The sequence below is a fragment of the Desulfovibrio desulfuricans genome (assembly GCF_004801255.1).
Classification (GTDB): domain Bacteria; phylum Desulfobacterota; class Desulfovibrionia; order Desulfovibrionales; family Desulfovibrionaceae; genus Desulfovibrio; species Desulfovibrio desulfuricans_C.
In genome coordinates this window covers 180,857-196,833 of sequence record NZ_CP036295.1, presented here as the reverse complement: position 1 = coordinate 196,833, position 15,977 = coordinate 180,857, and the positions used below count along the sequence as shown (strand labels likewise).

At 58.6% G+C, this 15,977-nt stretch carries 14 protein-coding genes; 9 read left to right on the top strand and 5 right to left on the bottom strand.

The features are described 5' to 3' along the window. Positions 1–261: 261 nt before the first annotated feature. Positions 262–738: a hypothetical protein gene (locus DDIC_RS00825; protein ID WP_136398693.1), complete on the bottom strand. Its 477-nt coding sequence runs from the start codon at positions 736–738 to the stop codon at positions 262–264. 266 nt (positions 739–1,004) lie between these two features. Between DDIC_RS00825 and DDIC_RS00820 the strand changes: the two genes are divergently transcribed. The 6 genes from DDIC_RS00820 (at position 1,005) to DDIC_RS00795 (ending at position 7,714) form a co-directional block, all read left to right on the top strand. Continuing rightward, positions 1,005–1,448: a DMT family transporter gene (locus tag DDIC_RS00820; protein ID WP_136398692.1), complete on the top strand. Its 444-nt coding sequence runs from the start codon at positions 1,005–1,007 to the stop codon at positions 1,446–1,448. A 108-nt stretch (positions 1,449–1,556) separates the two neighbouring features. Beyond that, entirely contained in the window at positions 1,557–2,921 is a 1,365-nt protein-coding gene (gene asnS, locus DDIC_RS00815) for an asparagine--tRNA ligase (protein WP_136398691.1), read from the top strand. Positions 2,922–3,415: 494 nt separating this feature from the next. Further along, the gene (locus tag DDIC_RS00810) at positions 3,416–4,462 is read left to right on the top strand and encodes an aspartate-semialdehyde dehydrogenase (RefSeq protein WP_136398690.1); all 1,047 of its coding nucleotides are present in this window, start codon (positions 3,416–3,418) and stop codon (positions 4,460–4,462) included. A 61-nt stretch (positions 4,463–4,523) separates the two neighbouring features. Continuing rightward, complete coding sequence (locus tag DDIC_RS00805) at positions 4,524–5,474, top strand: aminotransferase class IV (protein ID WP_136398689.1); 951 nt, start codon at positions 4,524–4,526, stop codon at positions 5,472–5,474. Then, positions 5,474–6,724: a glycosyltransferase gene (locus DDIC_RS00800; protein ID WP_136398688.1), complete on the top strand. Its 1,251-nt coding sequence runs from the start codon at positions 5,474–5,476 to the stop codon at positions 6,722–6,724. The genes DDIC_RS00805 and DDIC_RS00800 overlap by 1 nt, the downstream gene beginning before the upstream one ends. An 81-nt stretch (positions 6,725–6,805) precedes the next feature. Next, complete coding sequence (locus tag DDIC_RS00795; RefSeq protein WP_136398687.1) at positions 6,806–7,714, top strand: ATP-binding protein; 909 nt, start codon at positions 6,806–6,808, stop codon at positions 7,712–7,714. 61 nt (positions 7,715–7,775) lie between these two features. On the opposite strand, the gene fabF is transcribed toward DDIC_RS00795, so the two are convergent. Both fabF and DDIC_RS00785 read right to left on the bottom strand, forming a co-directional pair. Continuing rightward, a complete protein-coding gene (fabF, locus tag DDIC_RS00790; protein ID WP_136398686.1) occupies positions 7,776–9,008 on the bottom strand; it encodes a beta-ketoacyl-ACP synthase II in 1,233 nt (410 codons plus the stop codon). An 84-nt stretch (positions 9,009–9,092) separates the two neighbouring features. Next, on the bottom strand, positions 9,093–9,521 hold the full coding sequence (locus DDIC_RS00785; protein WP_168732430.1) for a MarR family winged helix-turn-helix transcriptional regulator: 429 nt from the start codon (positions 9,519–9,521) through the stop codon (positions 9,093–9,095). A gap of 186 nt (positions 9,522–9,707) precedes the next feature. Between DDIC_RS00785 and feoB the strand changes: the two genes are divergently transcribed. Together feoB and DDIC_RS00775 are read left to right on the top strand one after the other, a co-directional pair. Further along, positions 9,708–12,020 carry a ferrous iron transport protein B gene (gene feoB, locus DDIC_RS00780; protein WP_136398684.1) on the top strand — a complete coding sequence of 771 codons (2,313 nt, stop codon included), beginning with the start codon at positions 9,708–9,710 and terminating at the stop codon, positions 12,018–12,020. Next, positions 12,021–13,211, top strand: coding sequence for a GGDEF domain-containing protein (locus DDIC_RS00775; RefSeq protein ID WP_136398683.1), 1,191 nt, complete (start codon positions 12,021–12,023; stop codon positions 13,209–13,211). Between the two features lie 477 nt (positions 13,212–13,688). Here the strand turns inward: DDIC_RS00775 and DDIC_RS00770 are convergent, their stop codons facing one another. Together DDIC_RS00770 and DDIC_RS00765 are read right to left on the bottom strand one after the other, a co-directional pair. Next, a complete protein-coding gene (locus tag DDIC_RS00770) occupies positions 13,689–14,492 on the bottom strand; it encodes a hypothetical protein (protein WP_136398682.1) in 804 nt (267 codons plus the stop codon). Between the two features lie 207 nt (positions 14,493–14,699). Continuing rightward, positions 14,700–14,939 carry a FeoA family protein gene (locus DDIC_RS00765; protein ID WP_136398681.1) on the bottom strand — a complete coding sequence of 80 codons (240 nt, stop codon included), beginning with the start codon at positions 14,937–14,939 and terminating at the stop codon, positions 14,700–14,702. A 339-nt stretch (positions 14,940–15,278) separates the two neighbouring features. On the opposite strand from DDIC_RS00765, the gene DDIC_RS00760 reads away from it, so the two are divergent. Then, entirely contained in the window at positions 15,279–15,971 is a 693-nt protein-coding gene (locus DDIC_RS00760; RefSeq protein WP_136398680.1) for an acyltransferase, read from the top strand. Positions 15,972–15,977 lie beyond the last annotated feature (6 nt).

Below are 15,977 nucleotides of genomic sequence, written 5' to 3'. Positions count from 1 at the left end.
CCGGGGCAGAATTTTGGCAAAGACGCGATGAAGCGCACCGAAGCAAGCCGCAGACATGCAAAAAGGGCCCCCCGCCACGTGGGAGGCCCTTTGATTTGCGCCAAAAATTTCGGCGCGCGGGGTTGAAGGAAGTTTGTCTCTTTGACCAGATCGGGCAACGGTACAAAGCGTGCCCCTGGCAGCGGCAAGCCGCCACCGGTCAGAAAAAATTTTGTCAGTATGCCGCGCCCCCCGAGGCTTGGCGTCCCGGCCTCAGCCGGGCTACTTCCACAAGCTGCTGTATTTGGCGGCTATGCCGTCGGTACGTTCCACCAGCTTGTCCACCAGCCCGTCCACATCTTCCACGCTCACCGTGCCAAGATCGCGGGCCAGCAGGTAACCAAGGTATCCACGGCCCTGCTTGAACACCCAGCATACAGAATACACCGAGCCCACGGCGGGGCGGCCGGCAAATTCGGGCTGCGTGTTTACCATCACGTAAAGCTTGGGAATGTCTTTTTCTTCATCATCGTTGAGGGTAAACAGGCTGCTCTGATTAAAGCGCTCCTTAAGCTTGGTGCCAAGGCGCGCGCCGATGCTGTCCGTGCCTTCCAGCAACACGCTGACGGTGGTAACGCGGTCAACGGTCTTTTCGGGCTTGTCCTGCACGGGTTTTCCGGCCTGGGGGGTTGCGGCAAAGGCCGCGCCAGCAAGCGCAAAAATGCATATCAGGGTAAAAACGCCAACAAATTTTTTCATGCCATTCCCTCAATTCCAGAATATGCCCGCTGCTGATCGCTGGTGGGCAAATGCCCAGGCGTAGGCCAGCGGAAAACTGATTTGTTCCTGACCTTGATCCATTCTATATAATCTTTAGAAAAAGGTGAAGTGCGTATTTATGCATGCATTCACTGAAAAAATGCCATATATCCAGCAGGCTGGAGTTTTAGCTGGCGCGCTGCAAAATTTTGCTGTTGCAGCAATACCGGCAACCAGACCACATGAACCAATTTTAAGGATTTTTTATGAAGCACATTCTTTTACTGCTGGCCTTTGGGGCTGGCTGCTGCCTGCCCGTGCAGGCGGGCATCAATACGCTTTTGCGCCGTTTTTTGGGCGAGCCCATGCAGGCAGCGCTTGTTTCCTTTGCGGTGGGCACTGTTGCCCTGTGGCTGTACAGCCTGGCCTCGCGCCATACCTGGCCCGGATTATCGCAGCTTTCGGCGGTGCCGTGGTGGATGTGGACAGGGGGTGTGCTGGGGGCGATTTTTGTAAGCTGCACGATCTTTCTGGCCCCCAAGCTGGGTGCGGCGACCATGACCGCCGTGATGCTGTCGGGCCAGCTGGCTGCCTCTGTGCTGCTTGACCATTTTGCCCTGGTGGGCTTTCCGGAGCACCCCGTTTCGCCCCTGCGGCTCGTGGGCATTGGCTTGCTGTTTGCCGGGGCGTGGCTGGTACGGGCGTTTTAGCCAGAGCGCGCGGCCAGCAGCTATAGTCTGCCCGCCGCGGCACATCTTGAGATGTGCCGCAGTAAGGGCTACAATGCCTGCAAATTGCCGCATTACAAGGAATATGTCATGCAAAGAACCCTTATAATAGACGCTCTTGCAGCAACCGAACCGCAGCCTTCAATCACCATCTGCGGCTGGATACGTACCCGCCGCGACTCCAAGGAATTTTCTTTCGTAGAGATCAATGACGGCTCCTGCCTCGGCAACATGCAGTGCATTGTGGACGCCGGAACCGAAGCCCACCAGAGGCTTGACCAGGCCGCCACAGGAGCGGCCGTCAGTATTACCGGCGAGCTTGTTGCTTCGCCCGGCAAGGGGCAGCAGTGGGAAATACGGGCGCAGGGAGTCACGGTTTTCGGCCTTGCCGATCCCGAGACCTTTCCGCTGCAAAAAAAACGTCATTCCGACGAATTTTTGCGCACCATCGCCCACCTGCGCTCGCGTACCAACAAATACGGCGCGACCTTCCGCATCCGCTCCGAAGCTGGCCAGGCCGTGCACCAGTTTTTTCAGGGCCGCCGCTTTTCGTGGGTGCACACGCCGGTGCTCACCGGGGCGGACTGCGAGGGCGCGGGCGAGATGTTTCGCGTCACCAGCCTTGAGCCAGGCAACAAGGACATGGCCGCCGACTTTTTTGGCCGCCAGTGCAACCTGACCGTCTCCGGCCAGCTTGAGGCAGAGGCCCTGGCCATGGGCCTTGGCCGCGTGTACACCTTTGGCCCCACCTTTCGCGCCGAAAATTCCAACACCCCGCGCCACGCCGCCGAGTTCTGGATGATCGAGCCGGAGATGGCCTTTGCCGACCTGCAGGACCTCATGGAGCTGGGAGAAAGCCTCACCCGGCACGTGATCGAGCACGCTCTGAGCCATTGCGAGGCCGACCTCAAGCTGTTTGACAGCTTTGTGGACAAGGGCCTCATTGACCGCCTCAAGGGCATGGTGGCCGAACCCTTTGCCCGCGTTTCGTACACCGAGGCCGTGGAAATTCTGCAGAAATGCGGCAGGGAATTTGCCTTTCCCGTTTCCTTTGGCATCGACCTGCAGACCGAGCACGAGCGCTACCTGGCCGAAGAACACTTTAAAAGGCCCGTGGCCGTCTACGATTACCCCAAAGAAATCAAGGCCTTTTACATGCGCCAGAACGAAGACGGCAAAACCGTCGCCGCCATGGACATGCTGGTGCCGCGCATCGGCGAACTTATCGGCGGTTCGCAGCGCGAGGAACGCCTGGACCGCCTGACGGCCCGCATCAAGGAGCTGGGGCAGAACCCCGAAGACTACTGGTGGTACATGGACCTGCGCCGCTTTGGCACCGCGCCGCACGCAGGTTTTGGTCTGGGTTTCGAGCGGCTGCTCATGATGCTGACCGGCATCACCAACATACGCGACGTTATCCCCTTCCCGCGCACGCCCGGCAACCTCGAATTCTAGGTCACCCCGCAACGATTTGTTTTGCGGGGAAGGGACCCTTTCGCTGCTGTCCATTTTGCGGCCCGCTACGCGGCCAGAAAAACGCCCCGATGGTACGCCCGCCGGGTAGCTGCAAAAGGGTCCCTCCCCCATACCCCATCCCATAACACTTTTATTTTTTTTCAGACTCTTTCGGCCAGCCCCCTGACTCGCAGCGGCAAGAGCACCAGTCATCCCCAAGGTGCCTGGCTGCACCAAGCAAACCCCGGCAGCTCCCGGCCGCTCCCGGCAGGATCATCTCTGGCAGATTGCAGCCCAGCAGTGCAACGCACCTGCGGCGGGCTGTTTTTTTGCGCCGCCCGCAAAAGTGCACGCATTTCCCGCAAAAAAGCCCCATCCAGCGCCATTGCAAGGACCTCGCGCCCTTCACATTTGCTCTTTTGCCAGATATAGTACGCGCTCACCTTTTTGGAGGCATCGCGCCGCCGCCCATCGCCCAAGGAGAGCGAAATACCATGAGCAAGAAGCTGACTGTAGCCGTTGTAGGCGCCACAGGCGCCGTAGGCCGTGAAATGCTCAAGACCCTGCACGAAAGGGACTTTCCCGCCACTGAAATTCGCGCTTTTGCGTCTGCCCGGTCTGCGGGCAACAAAGTGCCTTTTGGCGACAAAGAGCTGACCGTGCAAGAGCTTAAAGAAGATGTCTTTGAGGGCATTGATTTGGCCATTTTTTCCGCCGGCGGCAGCACTTCGCAAAAATTCGCTCCGCATGCTGCCCACGCCGGCTGCGTGGTTGTGGACAATTCCGCAGCATGGCGCATGGACGACCGCTGCCCTCTGGTCGTGCCCGAGGTCAACGCCCATGCCCTTGAGGCCCACAGCGGCATTATTGCCAACCCAAACTGCTCGACCATCCAGATGCTGGTGGTGCTCAAGCCCCTGCACGACGCAGCCAAGATCAAGCGCGTTGTGGTTTCAACCTATCAGGCGGTTTCCGGTACCGGGCAAAAAGGCATTGAAGAGCTCGAGCGCGAGGTACGCGACCTGTTCAACGGGCGCGACCCCGAGTGCAAGACCTACCCCTACCGCATTGCCTTTAACGCACTGCCGCATATCGATATCTTCCTTGAAAACGACTACACCAAGGAAGAAATGAAGATGGTTCACGAAACCGTCAAGATTCTTGAAGATCCTTCGGTCAAGGTTACGGCTACCTGCGTGCGCGTGCCGGTGTTTTACTGCCACGCCGAGTCGGTCAACATTGAAACCGAAGAAAAAGTCACCGCCAAGGACGCCCGCGTCATGCTGTCGCAGGCTCCCGGCGTGCGCGTGTTCGACAACCCGCGCGAGCTTATGTACCCCATGCCCGCCTACTGCGTGGGTGAAGACGATACTTACGTGGGCCGCATCCGCGAGGACGAAACCATTGAAAATGGCCTGAACCTCTGGATCGTCGCGGACAACGTGCGCAAGGGCGCTGCCCTCAACGCCGTGCAGATCGGCGAAGAACTGATCAAGCGCAACCTGCTGCGTGTGACCGACAAGAACGTGTTTCTGAAATAGGCCCAATGGGCGCGCGGGTTTGCCATAAACCCGCGCGCCTGGACGCCTGGAGGCTTTTACAGTGAAAGCTGTGGACGCTGAAACCTACCTCAAGGCCCTGCTTGCCGCACCCCGTCCGGGTTCGGAGCAGGTTCTCGCCTTTTATGACCACCGCGTTGGGCACATCTGCACCGACGCGCACCTGTTGCTGCTGCCCCTTGACGACCACATCTGTCACCGCGGCGACGGGCTGTTTGAAAGCATCTGCTTTCGTCAGCGCACAATTTTTGGCCTCGAGGCGCATCTGGCCCGGCTTGTGGACGGCGCGGCGGCCCTCTCCATCACGCCGCCCTGCCCGTGGGACGATGTGCGCCAGCGCATTGTCGACGTGGCCCGGGCCGCAGGCGTGGACAACGGCGATTTGCGTGTCTTTTTAAGCCGTGGCCCCGGCGGTTTTGGCATTTCGCCCGCCGAATGCCCGCAGGCAGGCCTGTACATTGTGGCCCTCAAAAAGACACTGCCCACCGAGGCACTGTACGCCAAGGGCTTTACGGCATTTACCAGCGCCATCCCGCCCAAGCAGGAATATCTGGCCCGCATCAAGAACACCAACTATCTGCCCAATGTCTTCATGTCCATGGAAGCCCGTCAAAAAAACATGGATATTGCCGTAACCTTTGACGAAAACGACATCATGGGCGAGGCCGCCGTGGCCAACGTGGGCCTTGTGGACGCTCAGGGCCGCCTGCTCTGCCCCGAGATCAGGCGCATCCTGCCCGGCACAACCCTGCTGGCAGCCATGGACGTGGCCGCGCAGCGCATGCCCGTGGTGCAGATGCCCATTCCCAAGGCCGCCATCTCCACGGCCCGCGAGATGCTGCTTTTCACCAGCTCCACCCTGTGCGTGGGCATTACCCACTTTGACGGCAAGCCCGTGGGGCAGGGTGCGCAGGCTGGCAAGCCCGGCCCTGTGGCCCTGTGGCTCAAGGATGTTCTTTTGGACTATATGCTGAAAAAAGGCGCGCCCATCTGATGCGTGTTTTGCTTGTTGCGCTGCAACAGACCACAGAAGGCCCGCCTTCACCCGAAGAGCAGCGTCGATGGACAGAACAGGGCGCGCCCATGCGCGCAGCCCGGCTGGAAGAAGACCACGCCCTGGCCCTGGCCTCGGCCATGCGCGACGGAGGCAGGCTGGCGCCCATGCTGCTGTGCGCAAAAAATTCGCGCCTGCACAGGCGCGCCGCCGCCCTCAACCTGCCGACGCTGGCCGCTGGCGGCCCTCTGGACGTTATGCGCCTGTGGCTGTGGCAACGGCGGCACAAGTACCTGCTGGTGCAGACCTTTGGCGAAAGCGGCATGGCCGCAGGCCGCCGCGTGCTTGCCATGCGCCCGCCCAAGACCACGTTGCTGAGCCACGCCTTTTTGCTGCGCCCGCCGCATGCCGAGGTGTGCACGGGCAAGGGCATGCTGGCTGCCCACAAAATTTTGTGCGGTTCAAACCACGTGCAGGAGCGCATTGCCAAAGCTGCGGGCATCACGGCAGGTGAAACCGCCTGGCGCGGCCCCAAAAACCGCAGCCTGCCCCTTGCGGGCGACACGCTTGTGCAGGTCGCGCCGGGCATGAGCCTTGAGGGCTTTGAGCCCGCCCCGGCATGGCAGGCAAGCGCGGCTGACGAAAACCGGCGGTTTATTTTTTGCATGGGCGACGCCCTTACCCCGCGCTCGGGCACAAACATTGTCATCAGGGCCATGGCGGCCATATGGCAACGCCGCGACCTGCCCCGCTGGGAGGTGCGCGCTGCTGGTGGTGGCCCGCGTTTTCAGGAAGTGCTGGACGAGGCGGAATCACTGGGCGTACAGACGCGCCTGTGCCTGCTTAACGAGCAGGAGCTGCCCCCGCTGCTGCGGACCTGCCACGCATGGATAGCCCCCGGCTCCGCGCCGGACGAGTTGCCCGAAACCCTTGGCGCGGGCATTGCCGCCCGCATGCCGGTGATCTGCGGGCAAAGCGACCTGCACGCGCAGCGGCTTTTGGCCGCGCCGGCAGCAGCCTGCATGTTTGAAGAAAACAACCCCCAGTCGCTGGCCGAGGCCATGATCAACGTCATGACCGACGCCCGCCTGCGCCAGGACCTTGTGAGCGCTGGCGAGGCGCTGCTGGCTGGGCTGAGCCACGAATCTTTTGCCGATGCCGTCTGCGCCCGACACGAAGACTGGTGCGGACAGCTCGGCTGGCTTGAAAAAAACAGCCACCCAATGCCCCGGACGGCGGAGCAACACTAACCCCGACACTGCACACCCTGCGCCAGACCGCAATCTGTGGCCCGCGCGCGGGACAGCACTGCAAACACATACAGGAACCGTATGAAATGCAAAATATGTAAAGCCGAGGCCGTGGTGGCTCTGCGCAGCCACAACGCCGCCTTTTGCCCCGACTGCTACAAGGATTTTTTTGCCCGCCAGGTGGAGCGAGGCATCGAGGGCCAAAAGCTGTTTACCCGCGACGAGCGGGTGCTGGTGGCCCTTTCTGGCGGCAAGGATTCGCTGGCGCTCATGCTTGAGCTTTCGCGCCAGGGGTACAACGTCACCGGCCTGCACATCGATCTGGGTATTCCGGTTTCGTCCGCAGCGGCCAGGGGCGTGGTCGAGCGCTTTTGCGTCAAGCACGGCCTCAAGCTGATGATCAAGGAGATGGCTGCCGAGGGGCTGCCCATCCCGCTGGTAAAAGAACGGCTGCACCGCCCCATCTGCTCGGCCTGCGGCAAGATCAAACGCCACTACTTCAACAAGGTTGCGCTGGACGAGGGCTTTGACGCGCTGGCCACAGGCCACAACCTCGACGACGAGGTGGCACGTCTGTTCAGCAACACCCTGCGCTGGGATACGTCCTATCTTTCAGACCAGGGGCCGCGCCTTGAAAGCGAGCACGGCTTTTCGCGCAAGGTCAAACCCCTGTGGCGGCTCTCGGAGTTTGAAACGGCCAACTACGCCTTTCTTATGGGCATTGAAAACCACTACGCCCCCTGCCCCTACAGCCCCGGCGCGAGCTTTACCACGCTCAAGGGGCTGATGCAGAACCTCGAGGCGGCCATGCCGGGCCGCAAGCTTGATTTTTATCAGGGCTTTTTGTCGCGCGGACGGCCCGTGTTCGCCCGCCGCGAAGCCGAAGAGGGGCTGGAACTGGCCCCCTGCACAGAGTGCGGCTACCCAACGTCGTCTGGCGACCGCTGCGGCGTATGCCGCATCCGCTCCGCCCTGCAGGAAGAAAGCTAAGGAGCGCACGCCATTTTACGCGACAAGGCCCGGCAAAAGCCGGGCCTTGTCGCGCTACAGGCTATTGGTCGTATTTTCGAAAGACAATGGAAGCATTATGCCCGCCAAAACCAAACGCGTTTGACAGGGCGTAGCGAGTATCCGTCGCTATGGCCTCGTTGCGGATATGCGGGATGTCGCACTCTTCATCCGGCGCATCCAGATTTATGGTCGGCGGCAGCATGCCGTTGCGCAGGGCCTGCAGGGAGATGATCGCCTCTATGCCGCCAGCCGCCCCAAAGAGGTGGCCGGTCATGGATTTTGTGGCGCTGACCCTTGTCGCCTTCAGGCTGTCGCCAAAGACGTCTCTGATCGCTTTGACCTCAGAGCGGTCGCCCTCCTTTGTACCGGTGGCGTGGGCGTTGATATAGCCAATGGCGTCGGCTGCAACGCCGGACTGACTGATGGCGGCCTGCATGGCCCGCGCAGCACCCGTATAATCAGGCGAGGTGATGTGCCCCGCATCGCAGGTTGCCCCATAGCCGGTCACCTCGCCCAAAATGGCCGCATTACGGCGCAGGGCGTGAGCTTCTTCTTCCAGCAGGAGCACGGCAGCCCCCTCGGCCATGACAAACCCGTCCCGCCCGCAGTCAAAGGGACGGCTGGCTTGCTCCGGCGCATCGTTGCGCGTGGACAGGGCCTTCATGCTGGCAAAGCCCGCAAGCAAAAACGGCTGTATGCCCGCATCGCTGCCACCCGCGAGCATAACGTCCGCATGGCCATGGGCAATGCTCAAAAAAGCCTCGCCAATGGCGTTGTTGGCCGTGGCGCAGGCGGACACGGGCGCAAAGTTTGCCCCCTTGAAGCCTGTTTTGATGGCAACAACGCCTGAGGCCATGTTGCTGATCATGGTAGGGATCATGAACGGCGAAACCCGGCGGGCCCCCTTGGCAAGAAAGGCTTCGTAATTTCTCATGACCGTTTCTATGCCGCCGACGCCTGATCCCACATATACGCCAGCCCGTTCCGCATCCAGCCCCGCAAGCTCCAGGCCAGACATGTTCACGGCCTGCATCGCCGCCGCAACAGCAAACTGGATAAATTTATCGTATTTTTTGGCATCCTTTGCGCCCAGATACTCTTCCGCACAAAAATCGTCTACCTTACCGGCGATGCGTACAGGAGCGTCGTCAAACAACGGATCGTCAATATACCTGATGCCTGATTTTCCAGAACTGATATTCTTCCACAAGGTTTCCGCATCATTTCCAGACGAAGATACGACTCCGAAACCTGTAATAACTACTTTACGCATGGCATCTCCTTGCCTGTTAATTTATATGTATATACATGATTATACGTGCACAACAATCCGCCCGGCTCCAGACATGCGGACGGACTAGTCGCAGTCCGTCTCCGCTATGCTGCTCACCTTTGCCAGCAACCTCAGCAGCTCCTGGACATCCTTGTCCCCCAATCCCGCAACTACGCGCTGCTGCGCCTCCCCCCAGAGGGGGTGCGCCTTTTCAAGGCTGTCCGCGCCAAAGGGTGTCAACCTCACGATCTTTTTTCGCGAGTCCGTCAGCGGGTGCCCGCAGACGACAAGACCGGCTTGCTCCAGCTTGTCCACATTGCGGGTCACTGTTGTCTGATCAATGCCCAGTATCCGGCCTATTTCGGTGATGGAAGGCTCCGCCAGCCCGGCAATGGCCCGCAAAAGGCCATATTGAGTGATGCGCAGATTGTTCTGCCCAAGGCATTTTCCATAAAGCCAGGATAACTGGCGCTCCGCTTTTCGGACTTCAAGAAAAAGACAAGGCAGTTGCATGTGGGCTCCGCGTTTCATGTATATGCATACTTTATTCTTTATGCGGCGCAAGTCAACATGGGGCTGCCGTAACTGGCTGGCCCACCGGAGGCTTGACTTCATTCCTTTTTGAAAATAAATTTCAATTCCATTCGAATTTCAGCCTCACCGGCCTGCTCCGGCGCGGCACAGACAGGAGCGCAAAGCATGCCGGAATCCTTCTCAGAGACTGCAGAGCTGCGCGGCGGCAATGCACGTACGCTCATTGGCGGTCTGGCCTATTCGCTGCGGCTGGCCATCGCGGGCAACCCAAACTGCGGCAAAACCACGGTTTTCAACGCGCTTACGGGTGCGCACCAGCATGTGGGCAACTACAGCGGCGTGACGGTGGAAAAAAAGGAGGGCTTCATCCGCCATGAGGGGCAGGAGATCATCCTGGTTGATCTGCCCGGCGCGTATTCGCTCTCGGCCTATTCGCAGGAGGAGGTGGTCGCCCGCAATGTGCTGCTGGGCGGAGCGGTGCAGGCGGTCATCAATGTGGTGGACGCGGGCATTCTTGAGCGCGGGCTGCTGCTCACGGCCCAGCTGCGCGAGATGGGTTTGCCTGTGGTTATAGCCTGCAACATGATGGACGAAGCCCGCGCGGCGGGCATCAGCATTGATTTTTTGCGGCTTTCGGAGCTTATGGGCGCAAGCGCCTTGCCCACGGTGGGCACGGCGGGCAACGGTCTGCGCGAGGCGCTCTCCGCTGCGCGGCAGGCTGCGCTGGACGCCCCGGCCAACGGCGCGACGACTCAGGGGGCCGACGACGCCCCGCCCTTTGGCGGCGGGCAAGCCCTGCGCATAAGCTACGGCCCGCTGCTGGACCCCATCCTGGAAACCATGGAACACCGCATAGCCGCAAGCCCCGGCCTTGCAGCGTCGCCCTACGGGCACTGCGCCCCGCGCTGGCTGGCCCTCAACCTGTTGCAGGACGACGCCGAGGCCATTGCCGCCCTGCAAAAGGCGGATGCCGACCTTGCAGCCGACATGGCGCAGGTGCGCCGGTTTGTGCAGGACGAGCTGCGCAGCATAGGACGCGACACAGAAGGCATTATTGCCGACGGACACAGCTGCTTTGTGCGTCAGGTGGCGGCAGCGTGCATTGTCAAAACCGGAGACCGTCACCGTTTGAGCCTTTCAGACCGGCTGGACAGGGTGCTGGCCCACGCCGTCTGGGGCGCGCTGATCATGCTGGGCGTGCTCTACGCCATGTTTCAGATCACCATTGTTCTTGGCTCATACCCCCAGGGCTGGCTTGAGGGCGCGTTCAGCGCCTTGGCGGGCCAGGTGCGGGGGGCTCTTCCCGACGGGCTGTTTGCCTCGCTGCTGGTGGACGGCGTTATTGCCGGGGTGGGCGGGGTGCTCAGCTTTGTTCCGCTGGTGCTCATCATGTTTGCGCTCATAGCCATTGTGGAGGACAGCGGCTACATGGCCCGCATGGCCTACATTGCCGACCGCGTGTTCCAGTTTTTCGGTCTGCACGGGGCCTCTGTGATGCCCTACATCATTTCCGGGGGCATCGCCGGGGGGTGCGCCATACCCGGCGTCATGGCCACGCGCACCATGCGCAGCCCCAAGGAAAAACTGGCCACCATGCTCACCCTGCCCTACATGGCCTGCGGCGCAAAACTGCCCGTGTACCTGCTGCTTGTGGGCACGTTTTTTCCGCGCAACGCAGCCAACATGATGTTTGCCGTCATCATGCTCTCATGGGTTCTGGCCTTTTGCGTGGCCCTGCTGCTGCGCAAAACCGTGCTGCGCGGCGAGGCCACGCCGCTGGTCATGGAAATGCCCCCCTACCGCATGCCCACCCTGCGCGGAATATGCATCCACTGCTGGGAGCGCACCTGGATGTACCTGAAAAAAGCGGGCACAGTGCTTGTTCCTCTGGCCATGCTCATCTGGGCGGCCATGACCTTTCCCGCGCTGGATCCTGAGACGGCGCTCCCCTACGAAAACGAAATCGCCCGCCTGAGCGCTCGCATTGAAAGAGAAGATATTTCCGACCAGTCGCGCGACCTCTATGAAAACTCGCGGGCAAAAGTGCAGGAAGAGCTGGAGGCGGAGCGCCTGCGCCGCACCCTGGCGGGGAGCCTCGGCACATGGCTTGAAGGCGTAACCGTCTATGCGGGCTTTAGCTGGCGCACCGACGTGGCCCTTATCGGCGGCATTGCCGCCAAGGAGGCCATCATCTCCACTCTTGGCACAGCCTACGCGCTGGGCGCGCAAGACCCTGAAGACCCCGCGTCGCTGGCGGAGCTGCTGCGCAGCGACCCCTCGTGGAATCAGGGCACGGCTCTGGCCCTGCTGATTTTTGTCATGCTGTACGCGCCCTGCTTTGTCACCCTGGTTGTCATCCGGCAGGAATCGGGCAGCTGGAAGTGGGTGGCCTTCAGCATTGCGTTCAATACGCTGCTGGCCTTTGGCATGGCTGTTGGCGTGTACCAGACATACCGTTTTTTGGGGATGGGCTTGTAAATGTCCGACACTACAGAACGCGTATCCGGCATGGGCATACGCGCATACCTTGCACTGGGTCTGACCGTCATGGCCCTGCTGTTCACGGCCAGCTTTTTTTATTTTATGAGCATGACGCGTGAAATGAGCGTGGCGGGTACAAAAACATACGGGGCCTTTATGGCTCTGGCCGAAACCCGTAAAAAGGCCGACACGACGCTGCAGGAGCGCCTGCACGAAACCCGCGCGGCCCTGACCGCCGCCCGGCAGAGCGATGGGGACACGACGCCCGTAGTCGACGCCGCCCTGGTCGATGCGTCGCTGGCAAAGCTTGAGGCAGGCATAGCCGAGATCGCCGCCCGACAGCCCGCCACGGACGACATGCTGTTGCAGCTGCAACGCACCGCAACCCTAGCGCATCAGTTCGAAAACAGCCTGCTCCTGGGCTTTTTGCTGCTTGGCGCGGGGCTGGTAACGCTGTTTGGGCTTTTGCGGCTGCACCTTGCCCGGCCTCTGCAAGGCATCATGGCCTTTCTCAACCAGCTGGGCACAGGGGCTGCCAGTCAGCCGCCCAGGCGCAGCTTCATCATCGAGCTTGGCAACATTGCCGCATCGCTCGAAAATCTCGGCACATACCTTTCACTCGCCACGGTGCGCTCGCAAAAACTGGCCTCGGAGCACGACCATTTTCAAAAGATGTCGCTGGTGGACGGCCTGACCGGCGTGGGCAACCGCCGCGCCTTTGACGAAAAGCTGCGCGTCCTCTGGGCGCAGGCCCGCGAAAACCATTCGCCCGTGGCGCTTATCATGCTGGATGTGGATACCTTCAAGCGTTACAACGACAGCCTTGGCCACCAGGCAGGCGACCAGTGCCTGCGCCGCGTTGCTGCGGCCATGAGCCGGGCCGCCCGCGCCACAGACACCTGCGCCCGCTACGGCGGCGAAGAATTCGCCCTGCTGCTGCCCGGCGCGGACGCAGCAACGGCGCAGGCCGTGGCGGCCCGCGTCCACAAGGAGGTCGCCCGCGAGCAGCTGCCCCACCCGGCCTCGCTGGTAAGCGCCTTTGTGACGGTAAGCCTGGGCGTGAGCAGCATCGCGCCCACCTCCGATCAGCAGGAAGAAGGCCAGCTGCTGGTACGCCAGACAGACGCAGCCCTGTACCAGGCCAAGGCCGCAGGCCGCAACCGCACCTGCGTATTTGGGCTATCCTAATTTTTTATTTATAATGACGTTACTTCGTTTGATGGGAATTTTTTATATTAAGAATTGAAAAATTAATATTAACATTAAGAATGTCCAAAAAGTACATTACGTTATAGACAATAATCCCAATATAAACAGAGTTACTGGCGACAGTTATAGCTTTGATTGACAAAATCCTACACAAGTTAACCAAAAAAATATTATGTATCTGGCAATAGAATAGCAACATAATAATTGTTAAAATGTTTAATAATATAGACTTTTTGTATACTTGTATGACCTTATGAAATTCAGTCGTCAATGCCCCTTTATTCGATGCTGCATAAAGTTTCTTCGCCAATGGTGAAAAAATAATATATGTAAAAGTAGACACATAAAAGCCAAAAACTATTGATATAAACACAATGACATCTGATCGAATTGACGAAATAGAAAGCGTACCATCGAAAGAAAATAGAATGATTAACCAAAGGATATATTTAATCTTCATGATTCAAAGCTACTAACTAACGTTGAAAAGACTAAATCATCTTCGTAAAGTCCGCGCTCGTTCTTTTGCACATCTACACTTATTTTTTCAATAAACTTATCAATCTTAAAAACCTTCTCCAAATTATCATCTCCGCATCCAATACAAATCAGATTAGATATTTCTTTCTTCTTTGCAAGATTCCAAAATTCAAAAACTTTTTCTCTGAATACTTTTATTTTACTATATTTCAACTCGACAGAAAATGACTCCGCCCCAACAGACCACTTTGGATCAAATTGATCTGGATCAGAAAAAAGACTCACTTGATCAGCATTTTTTCTAGCAAAAACAATTTTATCCGCCTTGGAAATTTCCTTTACGAAGGTATCAACATCCTTATATATATTTGAAATCATCACATTCGCGCCATCATTCTTTAGAATCCTATCTTTAATAATCAATTCAAAAAAACATTTTTTATTTATATTAGATATGTACAAAATTTTATTTTTAAAATTATATACCCCGTACGTTTGAGAGTTCCATTCAGCTTCTGCCTCGGTACGAGAATTTGGTTGCTCAGAATTTAATTCTCTATTGAATACCGTCGACGATAATGGCAAAAAACGCCCTTCGTAGAGACTCATAAACATATACTCGCCTCTGAGACCAACGTACGTTTTCATGCATTTTTGGTTATCAGCGCTTATCGTAGTCTTAATACCTAGGTCTACATCCTTTCCATTAACCGCAGACTTAGCCAGTTCTACATTATCAACATACAGCTCAAATGTTGAAAAAATTAACTTATTTTCCATAACTTCCCCCTTAAATATTTACATCTATATAATTACATGCCCCTCTAATGATTTCAAGCCACTTCTTGAAATAATTTCTACCTGTTAATTAGGCCTTCAAATTTGTCATCAGACAAAAAACACCACCCTTATCAGTCTTCAAAAGGTGGTGTTCTTTGTATATAAGGAAACCTGAAAATTCTAAGGGCAGATCTAGCAAATTCCCTTTTACACCACTGTCTGCACCATGATGGCCCCGGCCTCCCTGCGACGCAGGGCGATGGTGACCTCTGCGCAGCGCAGGGCCAGCGGGTCGCGCAGGGGCGCATAGCCAACTACAGAAACGGGCATGCCCGATCCAAGGCCCATGTCGCGGATTCGCCGTGCAAGCTCGCCCTTGGCGTTGATGCTCACGATGCGGGCCAGCTCGCCCACCTTGAGGGAAGTAAGCGGAATGACTGAATCCATAATATCTCCACCATCCTTTTAAAAACAACATTCAATTTCAATTTACTTCCGCCGCTTGCTGGCGTCAAGGATATTGGCTGTTCCAACCTGGTTAAACAGCGCTTCGCCGAATATTGAACCCTGCCATGATGTTGCGGGCGCAGAAAGCGATTTGCCTTCAACGTACACCTCGCCACCCAGCCGTCAGCAATGCTGGCGGCGGATGGCCGCAGCTCACCCAGGCAGGCGCGGGAGGCAGGACGTTGCGGCTCTGCTCGACCATGCGGTCCGACTCTGGCATAATGCTGCGCAGGCGGCCCACAGGTCGCCGCCATTCGCAACGACAACCATGGAACCACCATGAGCATGCTGAAAAAAGCCCTGGAGCGGGGGCTCACCCCCTCCAACGTCATAAGCTACCTGTGTCTGCAGATCATGCGCGTCAACGGCGCGTTTTGGGGAACCCTGCGCCTGCGCCTCAAGGCTCTGGCCCTTGGCGTGCGTGTAGAGACCGGCGTGACGGCCCACGGTCCGGTGGGGCTATTGCGCTGGCCGGGCAGCAGCATGCGCATCGGCGCTGGCGCAAGCCTTGTCTCATCATGGCGGCGCGCCACGGCAGCCGCACTGTACGCCCCGGTGCGGCTGCGCACCTTTGGCCCGGGGGCGGGCATAGAGATCGGCCCCGGCTGCCAGCTGAGCGGCACTTCCATCACTGCCCGCTCCACGGTCATACGGCTTGGGCGTCAGGTCATGGTTGGCCCCAACTGCGTTGTGGTTGATTCGGACTTTCACGCCCACTGGCCGCCCGAGGCCCGCGCCACAAACCCCGGCATGGAGGGCGACCGCCCCGTGAGCATCGGCGACTACGCCTGGATTGGCATGAACTGTCTTGTTCTCAAAGGCGTGAACATCGGCGAGGGCGCGATTATCGGCGCGGGCAGCGTGGTGACGCGCGACGTGCCGCCCTTCTGCCTTGCCGCCGGTTCGCCCGCCCGCGTGCTGCGCTGCCTCAAACCCGGCGAAAAGGCCCAGCAGCCCGCAGGTACGGAATAGGCAGCG